Here is a 14,846-nt window from a genome sequence, read left to right as displayed (position 1 = left end):
ATGCAGGTGGGCAAGTCTCCGAAGGGGCCGAAGTGACTTTATTCAGAACGTTCCTCTTGTCACCCCTAATTGATTTTGCAGGTTTAACGATCGCCAGAGTTGCGAACCGTTAATTTCTCCCTTAAGAAGTTTTTGATAGCATTCGATCGTGTGTTTAATGTGTTCGGGAGCTTCGTTGACAAATTCAATCCGAAAGTGATTCACTCCTAATTTTACCAGCGATTGAAAATATTCTGCCCCCGTTTGCGCTTTGCCGTTAAACACAGTGTTGCGGCACCCAGCATCGGCGGTGAGAATGTGTTCTGTCCCGACCCGATCGCGTAGTTTTACGTCATGCTTTTCGCAGGGTCGCCCGCAGTTGGTATAGTCAGTTCCGTCTGACATAAAGGCGCAAAACACGCAGTGCTCCATATGAAACATTGGCATGTGTTGATGAATGGTCACCTCAAACCAGTCGGGAGAAGCGCTCGTTAATAGGTCTTGCAGTTGCGAGATGTTTAAATCATAAGAAGCGGTGACTCGCTCTAAGACAAACGTTTGCATTAAATAGTCCGCAGTCAAGGCATTAGCGACGTTGAGCGAAAAGTCTCCGATGCAGCGAGTTTGCTCAAAAAACTGCAACTGATCATAGTTTCGCACTAGATAGCCATCTGCCTGAGCATCGCGCACTTGCTGCAAGATCCAATTTTCTCCAGGTTTGATAATTCGAGGCGGCGCAACCCAAACTTCCTTGCCGTGCTGCCTCACAAGTTGCACCGCTTGTTTATAAGTGCGCGGATCTTCAAACTCACAGTAGAGCGTCTGAATGTCTGTTTCTAACGCGGCTCGAAGTTGACCCAAACTGCGAACTAAGACTAGAAGCCTGGGAGATGCCACCGTGCGATCGAGAACAACAGGAAGCAACTCTGAAAGCATCGCGTTTGAGTCAAACTGCCAGCGTTTAGGCTGTGCCCGGAGGGTTTCTAGCTGGGCAACAATTTCTCGACGAATGCGATTTAGTTCACTCACGGGCAGCATTACAGAGCTGTTGAGATGATTGGTCAAGCAATCGAGACAAAAGGGCGTGTTGCCGAGTCGCCCTAACTGTTCTTGCAGACGATCGCTCGTTAAAGGTTTGCTGTGTGCCTCGACCAACAACATCTCAGACTCGACTTGCACGACATGACCGACGCGATCGCGGGCAATCACCCCCAGAGTTTGTCCGATGTCTCCATAAATTTCAAGGTCAATCGGACGCTGAAAATGAGGCGTATCTCCTGCATAAGTTTGTCTAACTTGATGATCGAGTTCCGGGTCGCTGGTTTTCCAGACGCGATCGCCGAGATGAATTCTTTTGAAGTTCAGCGCACCGCGTCCAAATGCGAGAATTGCGTCCTGTCCTTGACGATCGATCGTGTAAATCCGTCCGCCTTCTTCTGAGGCTTCGGGGTGCCCACTGTCGAAAACTACACCGTCTCCCGGCTTAAGGGGTGCTTGCAGTCGTAGCGTAATCTGTTCATTGCAAATTTGGGTGACTTCGCCCAGGTAAACGCCGCGCTTTTTCCCAAATCGAGCGTGAACTAATGCTTGATTATTAATGCCCTCAAACCATCCGGTATAGAGTCCTCGTGAGAACGCCATCTCAAGGTTATAGCGGTCTTCTGATCCTTGATCGGTTGACTCTAGATCTGACATTGCCCGATCTAGTGCTTGTCGATAGACTCGCGTCACACTTGCCACATATTCAGGGGATTTCAATCGCCCCTCAATTTTGAGACAACTGACTCCTGTTTTAACTAACTCTGGCAGCACGTCTAGCCCCGCCAAATCTTGTGGACTCAAGAGATATTTGCGATTATCTTGATTGCCCAAATCAATCACCTGACCATCTGAAATCAATTCATAGGGCATCCGACAGGCTTGAGCGCATTCGCCGCGATTGGCAGACCGTCCGCCTAGTGACTCACTGGTTAAACATTGCCCCGAATAAGCAACACACAGCGCCCCATGCACAAACACTTCTAACGGCAGCGAGACGTTTTTTTCGGCAATCTGCTGCTGAATTTTGTTGATTTCTTTGATCGAACACTCACGAGCCAGCACTACTAGCTGACAGCCGATCGTTTGGGCAAACTCTACTCCGGCGGCGCTGGTGATCGTCATCTGCGTCGAAGCGTGAATCGGGAAATCAGGTGACAAGTGACGAATTAGCCGACAAATGCCAATGTCTTGCACGATCGCCGCATCAACTCCAGCCGAGATGATGGTGCGGAGATACTGTTCGGCTTCCGCTAACTCTGCTGGAAAAATCAAGGTGTTGAGGGTGACATAACCCTTCACGCCGCGACGATGCAAAAACTCCATTAGCTGAGGCAGATCGGCTTCGGTGAAGTTTTGCGCCCGCATTCGAGCGTTAAACCGATCTAAGCCAAAATAAATCGCGTCTGCACCATTTTCGACGGCAGCTTTGGCGCAATCCCAATGTCCCGCAGGAGCAAGCAGTTCGGGACATCGCAGAAGATTAGCGGGAGACGTTTCGTTTTCAGCAGCGTGCATGAGCGTTGAGAAAATGACTGTTTCTATGATAGTTGGGTGAGCGGGTTGGCGACGAAGACACGCTGGGAAACTTGGGGCGCTCTCATCAAGAATGGAAGCCTTCTGCTCATTGATCGGTTCTAGAATGAGAGGCAGAATGCTCAGCCCGACATAGTTCAGCCCGATATAGTAGTTAGACTGCTTAAGTTTCGGTAGAGACAGTAGCCAGAAAGCTATCTTTTCGAGCAATCTATCAAAAAATTAGTTATGTGACCTCTTATGACTGAACCCAGAAGAAGAGCTATTACGGCATTGGATAACGATATAGGTCAAGAACGATACAAACTGTATAAATCTTCATTCTCTTGGATTAAAAAATCCATAGATGATGGCTATTACTTGGAAGCAATTAGTATCGTAGAAAGTCTAATTACTGATCGTTTGGAGAGCTACTTATCTCTTCTATTCGATAAAGATTTTAGCTTCAAGACTCTTGGAGAACTAATTCAGGCAATCAGATCGGATAAGTTGAACAAAACGGATGAACTCTTACGCTGTCTTGTCCTTAACGATCTTGATCATTGGAGAAAGGCTAGGAATAAAGCTGCACATGAGATGGTGAAAATTGAGGACGGCAAGAGAGTTAGTTGGGAGGAAAGAGTAAAAATCAACAAGACGGTAGCAGAAGCAGGTTTAGAGTTGGTTCGGAAAATCGACAACCAGATTCGGAAACTACGTTCATAAACCACGCAGCCCAACAACGCTGCAATGTTAGCTCGTCAGATCCGAAAGCCAAAGCTAAATCTTAGAGGATGTTTGAAAAGTACAAAAAGCTGCTTCGCTTCGGTTCTGTCCCGCCCTAAAATAAATTTCGAGCTGATAGTCAAAACCCGTTAAAACGGGTTGAAAGCCAATCAGAAGCAGAATCTTGGTTCGTTGAAACGGACTTTCCTTTGTTAGCCCGAAATTTATTTCAGGGTGGGTGTTGCGTTCAACGACTACTTTTCAAACATCCTCTCAAATGCGATCGCCCCACTATCGAACCCGTCCGACGACAAATTTGAGATAGCGTCTTCATCCACTTATTCTGCAACCTCCTTTAATCTAGGGCGGTGGAAGCCGACCCAGAAGTTCTTCCTCCGCTCGAATTGACAGGATTATCGGACGATTCATCAAGAGAGCTTCAACCGTTGCTCGTCCTGTAGGAGTCAATCCGACAACACGAACGTTATCCCATTGAAAATGCTCTTTCCAGATTTGTTGACGTGGGTTAAAAAGATGAGCGGGTTCTCCTGTCACCGGATCTTTAGCCATCTGCCGAGCAGATTTGTGCAGTGAACAAGAGACGCAGGCAAGCGCCAAATTATCTGCTGTCGTTTTGCCATCTGCCACAACAGGTACGATGTGGTCAATGTGAAAGGTTGCCTCTTGCCCTGCTTGAGATAACCTGCAATACTCGCAGCGATTACTTGCTTCTTGGACGACAGATCGACGCAAAGCAGTTGGAATCGTAGACATCTATGCCTGTTTTGTCACCCGCTGCGATCGCAGGTGAATCAGCGATAAGAATTCTGCTAACTCGACCAATCCTTCTGCTTCTTGACGTTCTGCTTGAGTCAGTTCTTCACCTGTGTCTTGGCGATCGAGCAAACGTTGAAGCCGTTCTTGGACAGCATTTGGAAGTCGAAAACGAGTCAGTTCAGCGGGGATCTCAATTACTTCAGACATCTCCATGTTGCTCCAAGTAATCAGGTCTATGAAAGGTAGTGTAGCCCATGTTGCACCACTCATCGAACTCGCCCAACCACAAATTTGAGATAGCGTCCTTCTGGAAACTGCGCCGGGACGGGATGGTCGATCGTCCCTTGATTGGCTGAAGCATAAACAAAACTCAATCAGGTAAACTAGAGGTAGCGATAGTCCTACTAAATAATCAGTTCTATGATTGCTGAGACTCCCTCTCGCTACGTTACTCGCAACTCTGAGATTTTGAGCGGAGAGCCAATTATTATCGGCACTCGTACATCAGTCCGCGCCATTGTGGGTTTGTGGCGGTTAGGCGTGATGCCAGAAGAAATTCTCAACCATTTGCCGCATCTCACTCTGGCACAAGTGTTTGATGCCCTGAGTTTCTATCTCGATCATCAAACAGAGATTAATGAGTATATTGAGCGAAACCAAGTGCCTGATGAGTTGGTACATCCATCTGTAAAGGCGGCATTGGGCACATCGTGACAATTTTTGCAGCACTTTACACCGATGAGGATATGTCGGCATTGGTTGCTGTACTGTTGCGATCGCGTGGTCTTGATGTCACAACTGTTCCTGAACAGGCAACCCTCGGCAGAACCGATCGTGAACAGCTTAAATTCGCAACTTCTCTGGGCAGATGTATTTTGACCCATAACCGAGTCGATTTTGAGCGGTTGCATCTCGAATACGTGGAGGACAAACAACACTCTGGGATTATTATTGTGCCTCAGAAAAATGCTTACGAAGTCGCAGGGCGGATTGGCATTCTAGTGAGTGCGCTGACGGCTGATGAGATTATGAATCAATTGCTATATGCCTAAATTTTTTGCACGAGACTGTCTACGATCTACTGTCACCAACAGCGTCTGCGATCGCCCCACTATCGAACCCGTCCAACCACAAACTTGAGATAGCGTCCTTCTGGAAATTGCGCCGGGACGGGATGGTCGATCGCGTGTCCTGCTTCATGAATGATTTGAACGCGTCGCCCTGCTGAGGCACCTGCGGTCGCCAACATATCCTTAAACGCTTCAGGACTCACCTGACTTGTGCAGCTTGCCGACACCAGCAACCCATTGGGAGCGAGACATCGCAGCGCTAAAGCATTGAGTTTGGTGTAGCCGCGCAAAGCAGCATAGCGGTTTTGCTTGCTCTTGGCAAAACTGGGCGGGTCGAGAATAATTAGGTCAAAATTGCGTTTTTCTTGAGCGTAACCATCCAACAACTCAAAGCAGTCTTGAGTGATGAATTGATGTCGGGTAGCATCGAGATGATTGAGGGCAATATTCTGGTCTGCCGACTCTGCCAACCCTTTGCCGATGTCTACACTCGTGACATGGCGGGCGTTGCCGCGCAGCGCATAGAGTGAAAAAGCGCCCGTGTAGGAGAAACAATTCAGCACGTCTCGATCGCGACTCAGCCCTTCGACAAACCGCCGATTTTCGCGATGGTCGAGAAACAATCCGGTCTTTTGTCCGGTGTGCAAATTTACTTGAAACTTTAAGCCATGTTCCTCCACGATTAATGCTTGAGGAGCGGGTTTGCCCCATAACAGTTGAGTTTTGCTATCACCGTCTGCCCGATCGCCGTGCTGAGTTCGTAGGGAGATGCCTTCAAGTGGTTTAATTGCGATCAGCGACTTGACGAGCCAATCTAACAGTTCTTCTGCCCCCGGCATATAGGTTTGCACGACCGCAAAATCTCCATATAAATCGACAGTTAACCCTGGCAGTCCATCTCCCTCGCCAAACAACCAGCGATAGGCGGTGCAGCCTTGATCTCTGAGCGCCGATCGCAACTCCCAGGCGGCTTGAATCTGCTGTCGAAACCAGGGAGGTGTGGGGAGATCACGATCGGAGAAAATGCGGACTGCGATCGCGCCATTAGCATCCCACAATCCATAGCCTGTCCAGCCGCCACAGCGAACTTTTACCCAACTTCCTGACGATAAATGCACCGCTTCAGAAATGTGATTTCGATAGACCCAGGGATGCCCTTTGACCAAGTGGTCTTTGAGAGTGGTGGGTAGATAGATTTCGCGGAGCTTTGCCATTGAGATGGAGATGCGTTGGGCAACTACTGTGACAGATTTTGCCAGTCGCCGCAATCGTATTCGACGATCGTGCTAATTTTTGAAAACTATTGATAAGTTTTAATTTTTTCTTTATGATTCGGGTATGCAATTTTGATAATCTCAGGATCAAGTATTCGAGCCGATGTCAAACACACTATCTGAAACGAAAATGTGTCGAAAAGCTATGCAGCGAGATTATTCAGAGATCCGGCAAGAAGATTGGGTGCAGGATTTGCTTGACAAACTGACTCTAGAAGAGCAATTGGTCGTTTTAGATGCGTTCAAAAGTCTCAAAAGATTCAAGTTCAGAAAACATCTTTAAATCTGGTTCAGTTGATTGTCTTTCCTGAACTTACTTCTGTGTAGTTAAGACTGATTCAACTTTCGTCAGCACTTCTTCAAAATCGATCGGCTTCCGAATCAGTCCATTGACTTTCACCGTCTCAAGCGCCGATGGCTGAAGAGAATCGTGACCCGTCACTAAAACAATCGGGAGCGACGAAAGTTTTTGATTTTGGCGAATCTGTTGCGCCACTTCAAAACCGTTCATCTCTGGCATCATGACATCTAACAAAACGAGATCAGGAGGAGACGCGCTAATCTTAGCGATCGCGGCACGTCCGCTATCGGCGATTTCAACCTGATAGCCTTCACCCTCTAAAAGCACTTGCAGCAAGTAAGAGTTATCGATCACATCATCGACGACCAAAACGCAGGGATTCCTACGCTGAGAAGACCAGTAATTCATCGGAGTTCTCTGCTCTAGAACTAGATTTCCACTTAGATTGTCTTATCTGGAATGGCAAGATCCCCTCTTCCTGGAGAAAGACTTGTGCGTTTTTGCTCCATAAAAATGTCCAGTAGATTTAATTCAAAAAATTATACTTCAAGATGTCAAAATCTACACTAAGATATACATCGCTAACAACTATTTTCGCTATCAAAGAGAGAATGATCGAGCCGTCGTTCAGCGATTAGAATAGTCAACTCATTGATCTGTCTTCAAACTTCGCTATCCTTGATTTAGAAACGCTATCGGCAAAGTCTCTTCATGTTAAACCGCTTAAAGATTGGCACCAAAATTGGCTCAGGCTTTGCCCTCGGTTTAGCAATCTTTTCTGTCGTGGGGTTTATTGCTTATCGGGGCACTCACCAGCTTGTTGAAAGTGCCCGTCAAGAAACGCACACCTATCAGGTGCTAAATGAGCTAGGAGAAATTTTCTCCCTTGCAAAAGACGCTGAAACTGGGCAACGCGGCTATATTCTCACGGGTGAACCTCGCTATCTTGAGCCTTATCAAGCAGCAATCAGTAAGCTAGACCAGAAGATTAGCGGTGTTCGACAGTTAACCGCAGACAACCCCAGCCAGCAGCGCAATGTTGAAGTGCTGGAGCCATTGGTTAGAGGTAGACTTGCGGTGTTGAAAGAAGGAATTGACCTGCGTCGCACCAAAGGGCTTGACGCATCGCTTGTCATAGTTCGTAGCGATCGTGGCAAACGATTGATGGATGAGATTCGTCGCACGATCGGGCAAATGGAAGCCAAAGAGCGAGACTTACTTCGGCAACGCACCGGGGCTGCTGAGACTGCTGCCCGTGACACGATCGCAAGCATCACTTATGGCGTTCCACTCGCGCTAGCTCTGCTCACATTGTTAGGAGTTTTGCTCAATCGGCACATCTCTAAACCGCTCGATGACGTTTCTAAAGTGGCAGAAAAAGTTGGGGATGGTGATTTGGCGGTAAGTCTGCCCGTCACCGATCGTCAAGATGAAGTTGGGGTTTTATCGCGCACGATCAACCACATGATCACTCGTTTGCGCGAAAGCACTCAAAAAAATGAGGAGCAAACCTGGCTCAAAACAAGTTTGGCGGACGTGAGTCAAATGCTGCAAGGGCGGCGCAATCTGGCGACGATCTCAAACGCACTGTTGTCAAATTTAGCCGCGATCGTCGATGCCCAGCAAGCCGCATTCTATGAACTCGATATCCGCAATGGTCAACCTCGATTAATCCATTTGGGGAGTTATGCGGGTGATGAGTCACGATCGCGAGTCAACTCGATCGCGTTGGGCGAAGGGTTAGTCGGACAGTGTGCCCTCGAAAAGCGCGCCATTGTGTTAAACAATGTTCCTAGTGATTATTTTCACATTCATTCAGCGTTAGGCAGTGTCTCTCCACGCAGTTTAATTGTGTTGCCTGTGACGTTTGAAAAACAGGTGGTTGCAGTGATTGAGCTTGCCTCGTTGCAGCGTTTTACCGATGCTCATCTAGCCTTTCTAGAGGAAGTGAGTGAAACGATCGGGGTAGCACTTAACACGATCGCGGCTGATATGCGAACTCAACAACTTCTAGAAGAGACTCAAACACTTGCTGAAGAACTGCAAGCCCAACAAGCAGAACTACAAGACAGCAATCAGCAGTTAGAAGGACAAGCGAGAGTTCTTCAGGCATCAGAAATGCGGTTGCAGCAACAGCAGGAAGAATTGCAGCAGTCAAACGAAGAATTGCAGCAGTTAAACGAAGAGTTAGAAGAAAAAGCAGAGTTACTCGAAGTTCAAAAGCAAGAAGTTGAACACAAAAATCAAGAGATTGAGGAGGCGAGACAAGCGCTAGAAGAGAAAGCCGCACAGTTATCGCTGTCGTCAAGATATAAGTCAGAGTTTTTGGCAAATATGTCTCACGAGTTGCGAACTCCATTAAATAGTTTGCTGATTTTGGCACAATTACTGAAAGAAAACTCTGAGGGCAATCTGAGCGCAAAGCAGGTGGAATATAGCTGCACTATTCACTCTGCTGGAAGAGATCTGCTGGAATTAATCAACGATATTTTAGACCTCGCAAAAATCGAATCGGGCACGTTGTCGATCGACCCTGAGCGGCTCTCATTTGCCAACCTAAAAAGCTTTTTAGAGGGCACGTTTCAGCAGGTTGCCCAAGCTAAAGGACTCAGCTTTACGATCGAACTCGATGCTCACCTGCCTCAGATCATTTCGACCGATGCCAAGCGTCTGCAACAAATCCTCAAAAATCTGCTGTCTAATGCCTTCAAATTTACTGAACGAGGCGGCATTGTCCTTCGCATTCACCTAACAGAGGTGACGTTGCTCAACACGCTAACCGAAAATCCGACGATCGCCTTCTCGGTCACAGATACAGGGATTGGCATTCCGATCGAGCAACAACAGATCATTTTTGAAGCGTTTCAGCAAGCCGATGGCACAACGAGTCGCAAATATGGCGGTACAGGGCTAGGGCTGTCTATCAGCCGCGAATTGGCTTATCTTTTGGGCGGTGTGATCAAGGTGGTGAGTTGTCCCGGAGAGGGCAGCACGTTCTCATTGTATTTGCCCCAAACTTATCAGAAACCAGACACAGATATTAGTAACCCTGAAGAGGTTTTGCCGTCGGTGCGCCCCGTCAGCCCATCGGTGGTGCCTGCGATAGAGCCAGTGGCTGCTACGCTATCTATGAACGAAGTTGCGGACGATCGAGACATCATTCAACCGGGCGATCGCGCCAGCCTGCGGGATGAAAATCGCGTTCTGCTGATTATTGAAGATGATATTAACTTCGCTCGCATCTTGCTCGATTTATCAAGGCAGCAGGGCTTCAAGGTTTTGGTGGCGCTACGCGGCGGGCCGGGGTTAAATCTGGCGCGGCGGTTTGTTCCTGATGCAATTTTGCTCGACATTCATCTGCCCGATATGGATGGCTGGACGGTGCTCGATCGTATTAAACATGATCCCGATATTCGTCACATTCCAATTCATATTATTTCGAGTGACGATCGCTTGCAGCGGGGTTTTCAGCTAGGCGCGATCGATTATTTGCAAAAGCCAATTTCTTCAGAGTCGTTAACAGAAGCGCTATCAGAAATTAAGAGTTTCGTCGATCGTCCGATTAAACGCCTTTTAGTAATCGAAGATGATGCGGTGCAAGCTCAAAGCATTATCGAACTGATTGGGAATGGTGACGTTGAGAGTACGGCAGTTGGCTCAGGGGAAGACGCGCTAGAAGCCCTGCGATCGACGCACTTTGACTGCATTATTTTAGACCTGGGCTTGCCTGATATGAACGGCTTTGAGCTAATGGAACAGATTCGGCAGCAGTCGGGCCGATCGAAACCTCCGATCGTGGTTTACACGGGCAAAGAGTTAACTCGCCAAGAAGAAACTCAACTGAAGCGATTAGCCGAAACAATCATTGTCAAAGACGTGCGATCGCCAGAGCGATTACTCGACGAAACGGCGTTATTTCTGCATCGAGTGCAAGCCAATTTGCCTCAGCCCAAGCGTCAAATTTTAGAAGATTTACGGCAAACAGATTCAGTTTTGACGGGCAAAAAAGTTCTGATTGTCGATGATGATGTGCGGAACATTTTTGCGATTACCAGCCTGTTAGAGCGTTATCAAATGCAAGTCGTGTTTGCTGAAAACGGCAGAGACGGCATCACCACGTTAGAAGAAAATCTCGATGTCAACATTGTGTTGATGGATGTGATGATGCCAGAAATGGATGGTCATGAGGCAACTCGCGCGATTCGATCGCAAAATCGTTTTCGATCTTTACCAATCATTTCGCTGACGGCAAAAGCGATGCAGGGCGATCGCGAAAAGTGCATCGAGGCGGGCGCTTCTGACTACATCACAAAGCCAGTTGACACCGATCAATTGCTTTCGCTGCTGAGAGTTTGGCTATATCGGTAAGTGCCGATGTTGTCTTGAGTGCCTAATAACTTAACGGCAGTTCGACAGAAGTAGTTCGCTTCGAACAGCTTTGCTGAGCCGAAGGCAGTGTGAATTTGGGAGAGCTCCCTGAATTCCCCATTCTGGGGGATTTAGGGGGTAGAAGCCACCGACAACGAAGCGAAAAAACTCGTCGAACTAACATTAACTCAATCTTAGCGACCCGACCCACGGAGGGTCACGCTTGCAATCACAGCGCGATGATCGGGTCACTGCGGCGCAGGGTTAGGTGTTGACTTTGGACTTGCCCGCTGCAAGTGCCTGCACATCGTGAGTGGTAAGGGAATCGCCACCAATTCCCCAGTCGCCGCTCTTAACCTCTTCGATCACTACCCACGTCACTGGGCGCAGGTTCTCGCCTTCGATCGACACCATTGTGTCAGTGAGCTTGCGGATCATCTCCTGTTTTTGCGCTGACGTGAAAACGCCTTCGATCAGTTTCACATTTACTAAGGGCATAGGTTTTCTCCAGTCTGTAAGTTTGAGTTGTTGGGAAGAACAGTATATAAAACGACCGTTCGTTCTTTTACTTACCTCGATTATGACGACCGTTCGTGCTACTGTCAAGATATAAATGTTACTTTATGTTATGTTATGAGCGTTGATTCGTTATCTATGATCAGTTCCGAAAGCGACGAACCCCGCCGATCGAAGGGACAGTCCAGCCGCACCACCATTCTGCTCACTGCGGCGAAGCTGGCAACCACGAAGGGACTGACTGGCTTGTCGCTTGGAGACCTAGCCACTGAAATTGGGATGAGCAAAAGTGGACTCTACGCGCACTTCAAATCCAAAGAAGAATTGGAGTTAGCGACGATCGAAACAGCAGCCGTGATTTTTGATAGTGAAGTGCTTCAGCCTGCAATGAAGGCGCAAGCAGGAACTGAGCGGCTCAAGACATTGGCTAGTTCATTTCTTTCACATCTCGAACGCAGAGTTTTTCCGGGTGGATGTTTTTTTGCCTCAGTCGCTGCGGAGCTTGACACACGTCCTGGTCCAGCGCGTGATCGAGTCGTTGAGATATTGGGCAATTGGCTGGCATTATTGAGGCAGTGCATCCTTGAGGCGCAAGACTTGGGAGAGATAGATCCCAATACGGAAGTTGATCAGGCGGTTTTTGAAATCGAGTCCATGCTTTTGGCTGGGAATTTTCTTTTTGTGATGATGAACGACCCGATTCATCTGACCCAAGCGCGCAGGGGAGTGGAAAATGTATTAGCCCGACTCACGGTGAGGATGGAGCCGAAGCAGAAACGATCGGCGCACGGGATGCCATGATTTTGCGTAAGGGTACTGCTGTGCCATGCTCGTACAGAAAAAGTAGGGGCACGACTGTCGTGTCTCCTCCCACGATCGTTCAATCTGTCGCAATCGTTTTTGAGAGGGTATCGCAAAATCTAGCTTTGATGACTCCTTTTTGAGAAAGGTTGCTCTACGATAAAGTCTTCTACAAACACGGTTGAAGGGAGCTTATCGAATGTCTACTGAGATTATTCAACTATTGTTGATTGGGTTAGCGGCTGGCATTGCTGGCGGCATGTTTGGCATCGGAGGCGGTGCGATTATGGTTCCGGCAATGGTGCTGTTAATGGGAATGGATCAAAAGTTTGCAACCGGAACGTCGATCGCGGCTCAAATTCTCCCGATCGGAGTTCTAGGCGCGATCGTCTATCAGCGCAATGGCAATCTCAACGTTCGAGATGCTGTTTTGATCGCAGCAGGCTTATTAGTCGGCAATCTTTTTGGAGCGCTATTCGCTAATCAACCGCTCATTAGTAGTGAATTGATGAAAAAACTCTACGGCATTTTTCTGTTTGGAATTGGTGCCCGTTATTTATTCTTTCGCTAACGCTTCCATTTGTCTTTGATATTCTTTTTCGGTCACTAACGCTTCAGTGGTTTCGACTCGATCGAGAAACACCATGCCATTGAAATGATCGAATTCGTGCTGAAAAATTCGGGCGATGAAATTGGTCATTTCCATTTTTTGTAGCGTGCCATTGCGATCGGTATATTCAATCTCGACTGCCTGATATCTTGGCACCTTCCCCCGAATCCCCGGAATGCTCAAACACCCTTCCCATCCGATGACTGTTTCGGTTGAGTGCGACAAAATACGTGGATTCAAAATCGCAGTCGGCTGCATCTCTGGCGCAGTTGGGTAACGAGGATTAGGACGAGATGCCACAATCATCAACTGAGACGATCGCGCGACTTGTGGGGCGGCAATACCTACTCCGTTTGCCTGTTTAACCGTCAACAACAAATCGTCAATCAGCGTCTGAATTGTTTGATCTTGAACGTTCAAAATCGGTTGTGCAGTCTGACGCAAAATGGGATGTCCCAATTCAATAATTTCTAGTGGTTCACTCATAACAACCTCTGCTAACCTGGAGCCTTCTCAAAAACATAAACCCAACCGCCACCATCTTTAGTGGGAGCGATCGTGAGATAGCGCGAGTAAGAATTTTTGGTGATTTGATAAACAGTGCCGCCCCCATAACTGCCCGATGCTGTCACCGTAAATCCAATATTAGCTAATTGCGACTGCAACTGTGCATCTAACTGCGCCAATGGAACTGTGGTGCCTGCTCCGATCGCGGTGGCTTTTCCTTGATCAAACTCGATGCCTGATGCTGAAACAAAGATCGGGTCGTTCAGTTCTTGTTCAGGATTATTCGTCACAAAGTTGACCTGATCTGCAAGCTCTGTGAAGAGTTGAGTTAGCTCTAGCTTTTCTGGTGGCTCAGTTTGAATCTTGGTGTCTTTGGGAAGCGAATTAATATCGATCGCATTATCCAGCAGAAAGAAGACCGTTCCCTTACCAGCGCGGGTCATTAGGTGCAGATATTTTGTGACTCCGCCCTTGGTAACTGAAATAGCCTTAACGTCGCCAAGATTAGTCGGAGATCCAATTTCAAACTGTTTTTTAGGGAGTTCACTCCTAAAGAAAGCCTCTACGGTTGTTAACGGATCACCCGTCTGAAAACTCAACGGACTTAGCGCTGCTGGCAGTGACTCAAAAGAACCCGGCTTGGCATTGGCATAGCGAGGAAAATCGGCAAACGGATTGTTAGCTGCTGGGGCTGACTTGGAGGCTGCGGCGGTTTCGGGTGCAGATTCGACGGGTTTTGGCTTGATCAGTGACGGAATCGTGATCGCATTGGGGCGGGCGGCTGGCATCACACGCTTGGGCGACGGCGCGATCGTGGCTTTAGCCAACGGTTGAGCCTTTGACTTTGACTGGCTGGTGGGCGGTAGCTGGGTGACTTTGACCGTCTTTTCTGGCGTGGGTTTTGACGGCTGATTTTCACCCGGAAGAGGCACAAACAGCAATAGCGCATGAAGCCCCACTGAAGCCAATAACATCGGCCGAACAATTGTCTTCACCGGAGTAGGCAAATTGTTCCAGAAAGGAAACTGGGGAATCGACGGAAGTTTTCCGAATTCGCGCTGCATGGCGGTTGTTGAAAATAGGGGGCTGAAATCGTTGAAATCTAAAATTACTTTGGTAAAGCGATCGCTCTGAACAAAACAGTTTTTTATCAGTTTAGACAACAAATCGCGGTAGATTCAAGCTATTGAAAGCCTTAAATAAATTAACCCTATAAAGAATTAGGGATTACACATTTGATAAACGATTTAAGAGCGATAAACTGATATCTAAATCAAGAATCTATCACTCATCCCAAGTTCTTTGAATCGCTCTAAGTCTCTAAACTTCAAAAGTTTTCAGAATTTTATATTAGATAATCGCTC

At 47.7% G+C, this 14,846-nt stretch carries 14 protein-coding genes; 6 read left to right on the top strand and 8 right to left on the bottom strand.

Features of this window, described 5'->3' with window-relative positions:
- Window positions 1–42: 42 nt before the first annotated feature.
- Complete coding sequence (locus C7B65_RS04460; RefSeq protein WP_244913161.1) at window positions 43–2,763, bottom strand: U32 family peptidase; 2,721 nt, start codon at window positions 2,761–2,763, stop codon at window positions 43–45.
- A 30-nt stretch (window positions 2,764–2,793) separates the two neighbouring features.
- On the opposite strand from C7B65_RS04460, the gene C7B65_RS04455 reads away from it, so the two are divergent.
- Window positions 2,794–3,258, top strand: a complete 465-nt coding sequence (locus tag C7B65_RS04455) for a hypothetical protein (RefSeq protein WP_073069844.1) — start codon at window positions 2,794–2,796, stop codon at window positions 3,256–3,258.
- A 360-nt stretch (window positions 3,259–3,618) separates the two neighbouring features.
- On the opposite strand, the gene C7B65_RS04450 is transcribed toward C7B65_RS04455, so the two are convergent.
- Window positions 3,619–4,032 carry an HNH endonuclease gene (locus C7B65_RS04450; RefSeq protein ID WP_073069843.1) on the bottom strand — a complete coding sequence of 138 codons (414 nt, stop codon included), beginning with the start codon at window positions 4,030–4,032 and terminating at the stop codon, window positions 3,619–3,621.
- Window positions 4,033–4,242, bottom strand: a complete 210-nt coding sequence (locus tag C7B65_RS04445; protein ID WP_073069979.1) for a hypothetical protein — start codon at window positions 4,240–4,242, stop codon at window positions 4,033–4,035.
- A gap of 213 nt (window positions 4,243–4,455) precedes the next feature.
- Between C7B65_RS04445 and C7B65_RS04440 the strand changes: the two genes are divergently transcribed.
- Window positions 4,456–4,749 carry a DUF433 domain-containing protein gene (locus C7B65_RS04440; RefSeq protein WP_073069842.1) on the top strand — a complete coding sequence of 98 codons (294 nt, stop codon included), beginning with the start codon at window positions 4,456–4,458 and terminating at the stop codon, window positions 4,747–4,749.
- The gene (locus C7B65_RS04435; RefSeq protein WP_073069841.1) at window positions 4,746–5,087 is read left to right on the top strand and encodes a DUF5615 family PIN-like protein; all 342 of its coding nucleotides are present in this window, start codon (window positions 4,746–4,748) and stop codon (window positions 5,085–5,087) included. The genes C7B65_RS04440 and C7B65_RS04435 overlap by 4 nt, the downstream gene beginning before the upstream one ends.
- Before the next feature lie 59 nt (window positions 5,088–5,146).
- Here C7B65_RS04435 and C7B65_RS04430 read toward each other — a convergent pair whose 3' ends face one another.
- The gene (locus tag C7B65_RS04430) at window positions 5,147–6,373 is read right to left on the bottom strand and encodes a class I SAM-dependent rRNA methyltransferase (protein WP_244913160.1); all 1,227 of its coding nucleotides are present in this window, start codon (window positions 6,371–6,373) and stop codon (window positions 5,147–5,149) included.
- 319 nt (window positions 6,374–6,692) lie between these two features.
- Window positions 6,693–7,088: a response regulator gene (locus C7B65_RS04425; protein WP_073069840.1), complete on the bottom strand. Its 396-nt coding sequence runs from the start codon at window positions 7,086–7,088 to the stop codon at window positions 6,693–6,695.
- A gap of 303 nt (window positions 7,089–7,391) precedes the next feature.
- Here C7B65_RS04425 and C7B65_RS04420 point away from each other — a divergent pair, with 303 nt between their 5' ends.
- Window positions 7,392–11,048, top strand: coding sequence for a response regulator (locus C7B65_RS04420; protein WP_073069839.1), 3,657 nt, complete (start codon window positions 7,392–7,394; stop codon window positions 11,046–11,048).
- A 264-nt stretch (window positions 11,049–11,312) separates the two neighbouring features.
- On the opposite strand, the gene C7B65_RS04415 is transcribed toward C7B65_RS04420, so the two are convergent.
- Complete coding sequence (locus C7B65_RS04415; protein WP_073069838.1) at window positions 11,313–11,546, bottom strand: tautomerase family protein; 234 nt, start codon at window positions 11,544–11,546, stop codon at window positions 11,313–11,315.
- Between the two features lie 156 nt (window positions 11,547–11,702).
- On the opposite strand from C7B65_RS04415, the gene C7B65_RS04410 reads away from it, so the two are divergent.
- Window positions 11,703–12,365 carry a TetR/AcrR family transcriptional regulator gene (locus C7B65_RS04410; RefSeq protein ID WP_073069977.1) on the top strand — a complete coding sequence of 221 codons (663 nt, stop codon included), beginning with the start codon at window positions 11,703–11,705 and terminating at the stop codon, window positions 12,363–12,365.
- 199 nt (window positions 12,366–12,564) lie between these two features.
- Window positions 12,565–12,936 carry a sulfite exporter TauE/SafE family protein gene (locus C7B65_RS04405; RefSeq protein WP_073069837.1) on the top strand — a complete coding sequence of 124 codons (372 nt, stop codon included), beginning with the start codon at window positions 12,565–12,567 and terminating at the stop codon, window positions 12,934–12,936.
- Here the strand turns inward: C7B65_RS04405 and def are convergent.
- Window positions 12,922–13,461 carry a peptide deformylase gene (gene def, locus C7B65_RS04400; RefSeq protein WP_073069836.1) on the bottom strand — a complete coding sequence of 180 codons (540 nt, stop codon included), beginning with the start codon at window positions 13,459–13,461 and terminating at the stop codon, window positions 12,922–12,924. The genes C7B65_RS04405 and def overlap by 15 nt on opposite strands.
- A gap of 11 nt (window positions 13,462–13,472) precedes the next feature.
- Window positions 13,473–14,546 (bottom strand): superantigen-like protein SSL4, encoded by a 1,074-nt coding sequence (locus C7B65_RS04395; RefSeq protein ID WP_143162007.1) that lies wholly within the window; start codon window positions 14,544–14,546, stop codon window positions 13,473–13,475.
- Window positions 14,547–14,846 lie beyond the last annotated feature (300 nt).

It is taken from the genome of Phormidesmis priestleyi ULC007 (genome assembly GCF_003003695.1).
GTDB classification, from domain to species: Bacteria; Cyanobacteriota; Cyanobacteriia; order Leptolyngbyales; family Leptolyngbyaceae; genus Phormidesmis_A; species Phormidesmis_A priestleyi_A.
This window is presented reverse-complemented; position numbering and strand designations above follow the sequence as displayed.

Excerpts from the sequence above, each read along its gene's own strand:
- C7B65_RS04455 (WP_073069844.1), top strand. The coding sequence starts at position 2,794 with ATGACTGAACCCAGAAGAAGAGCTATTACGGCATTGGATAACGATATA.
- C7B65_RS04450 (WP_073069843.1), bottom strand. The coding sequence starts at position 4,032 with ATGTCTACGATTCCAACTGCTTTGCGTCGATCTGTCGTCCAAGAAGCA.
- C7B65_RS04445 (WP_073069979.1), bottom strand. The coding sequence starts at position 4,242 with ATGTCTGAAGTAATTGAGATCCCCGCTGAACTGACTCGTTTTCGACTT.
- C7B65_RS04440 (WP_073069842.1), top strand. The coding sequence starts at position 4,456 with ATGATTGCTGAGACTCCCTCTCGCTACGTTACTCGCAACTCTGAGATT.
- C7B65_RS04425 (WP_073069840.1), bottom strand. The coding sequence starts at position 7,088 with ATGAATTACTGGTCTTCTCAGCGTAGGAATCCCTGCGTTTTGGTCGTC.
- C7B65_RS04420 (WP_073069839.1), top strand. The coding sequence starts at position 7,392 with ATGTTAAACCGCTTAAAGATTGGCACCAAAATTGGCTCAGGCTTTGCC.
- C7B65_RS04415 (WP_073069838.1), bottom strand. The coding sequence starts at position 11,546 with ATGCCCTTAGTAAATGTGAAACTGATCGAAGGCGTTTTCACGTCAGCG.
- C7B65_RS04410 (WP_073069977.1), top strand. The coding sequence starts at position 11,703 with ATGATCAGTTCCGAAAGCGACGAACCCCGCCGATCGAAGGGACAGTCC.
- C7B65_RS04405 (WP_073069837.1), top strand. The coding sequence starts at position 12,565 with ATGTCTACTGAGATTATTCAACTATTGTTGATTGGGTTAGCGGCTGGC.
- def (WP_073069836.1), bottom strand. The coding sequence starts at position 13,461 with ATGAGTGAACCACTAGAAATTATTGAATTGGGACATCCCATTTTGCGT.
- C7B65_RS04395 (WP_143162007.1), bottom strand. The coding sequence starts at position 14,546 with ATGCAGCGCGAATTCGGAAAACTTCCGTCGATTCCCCAGTTTCCTTTC.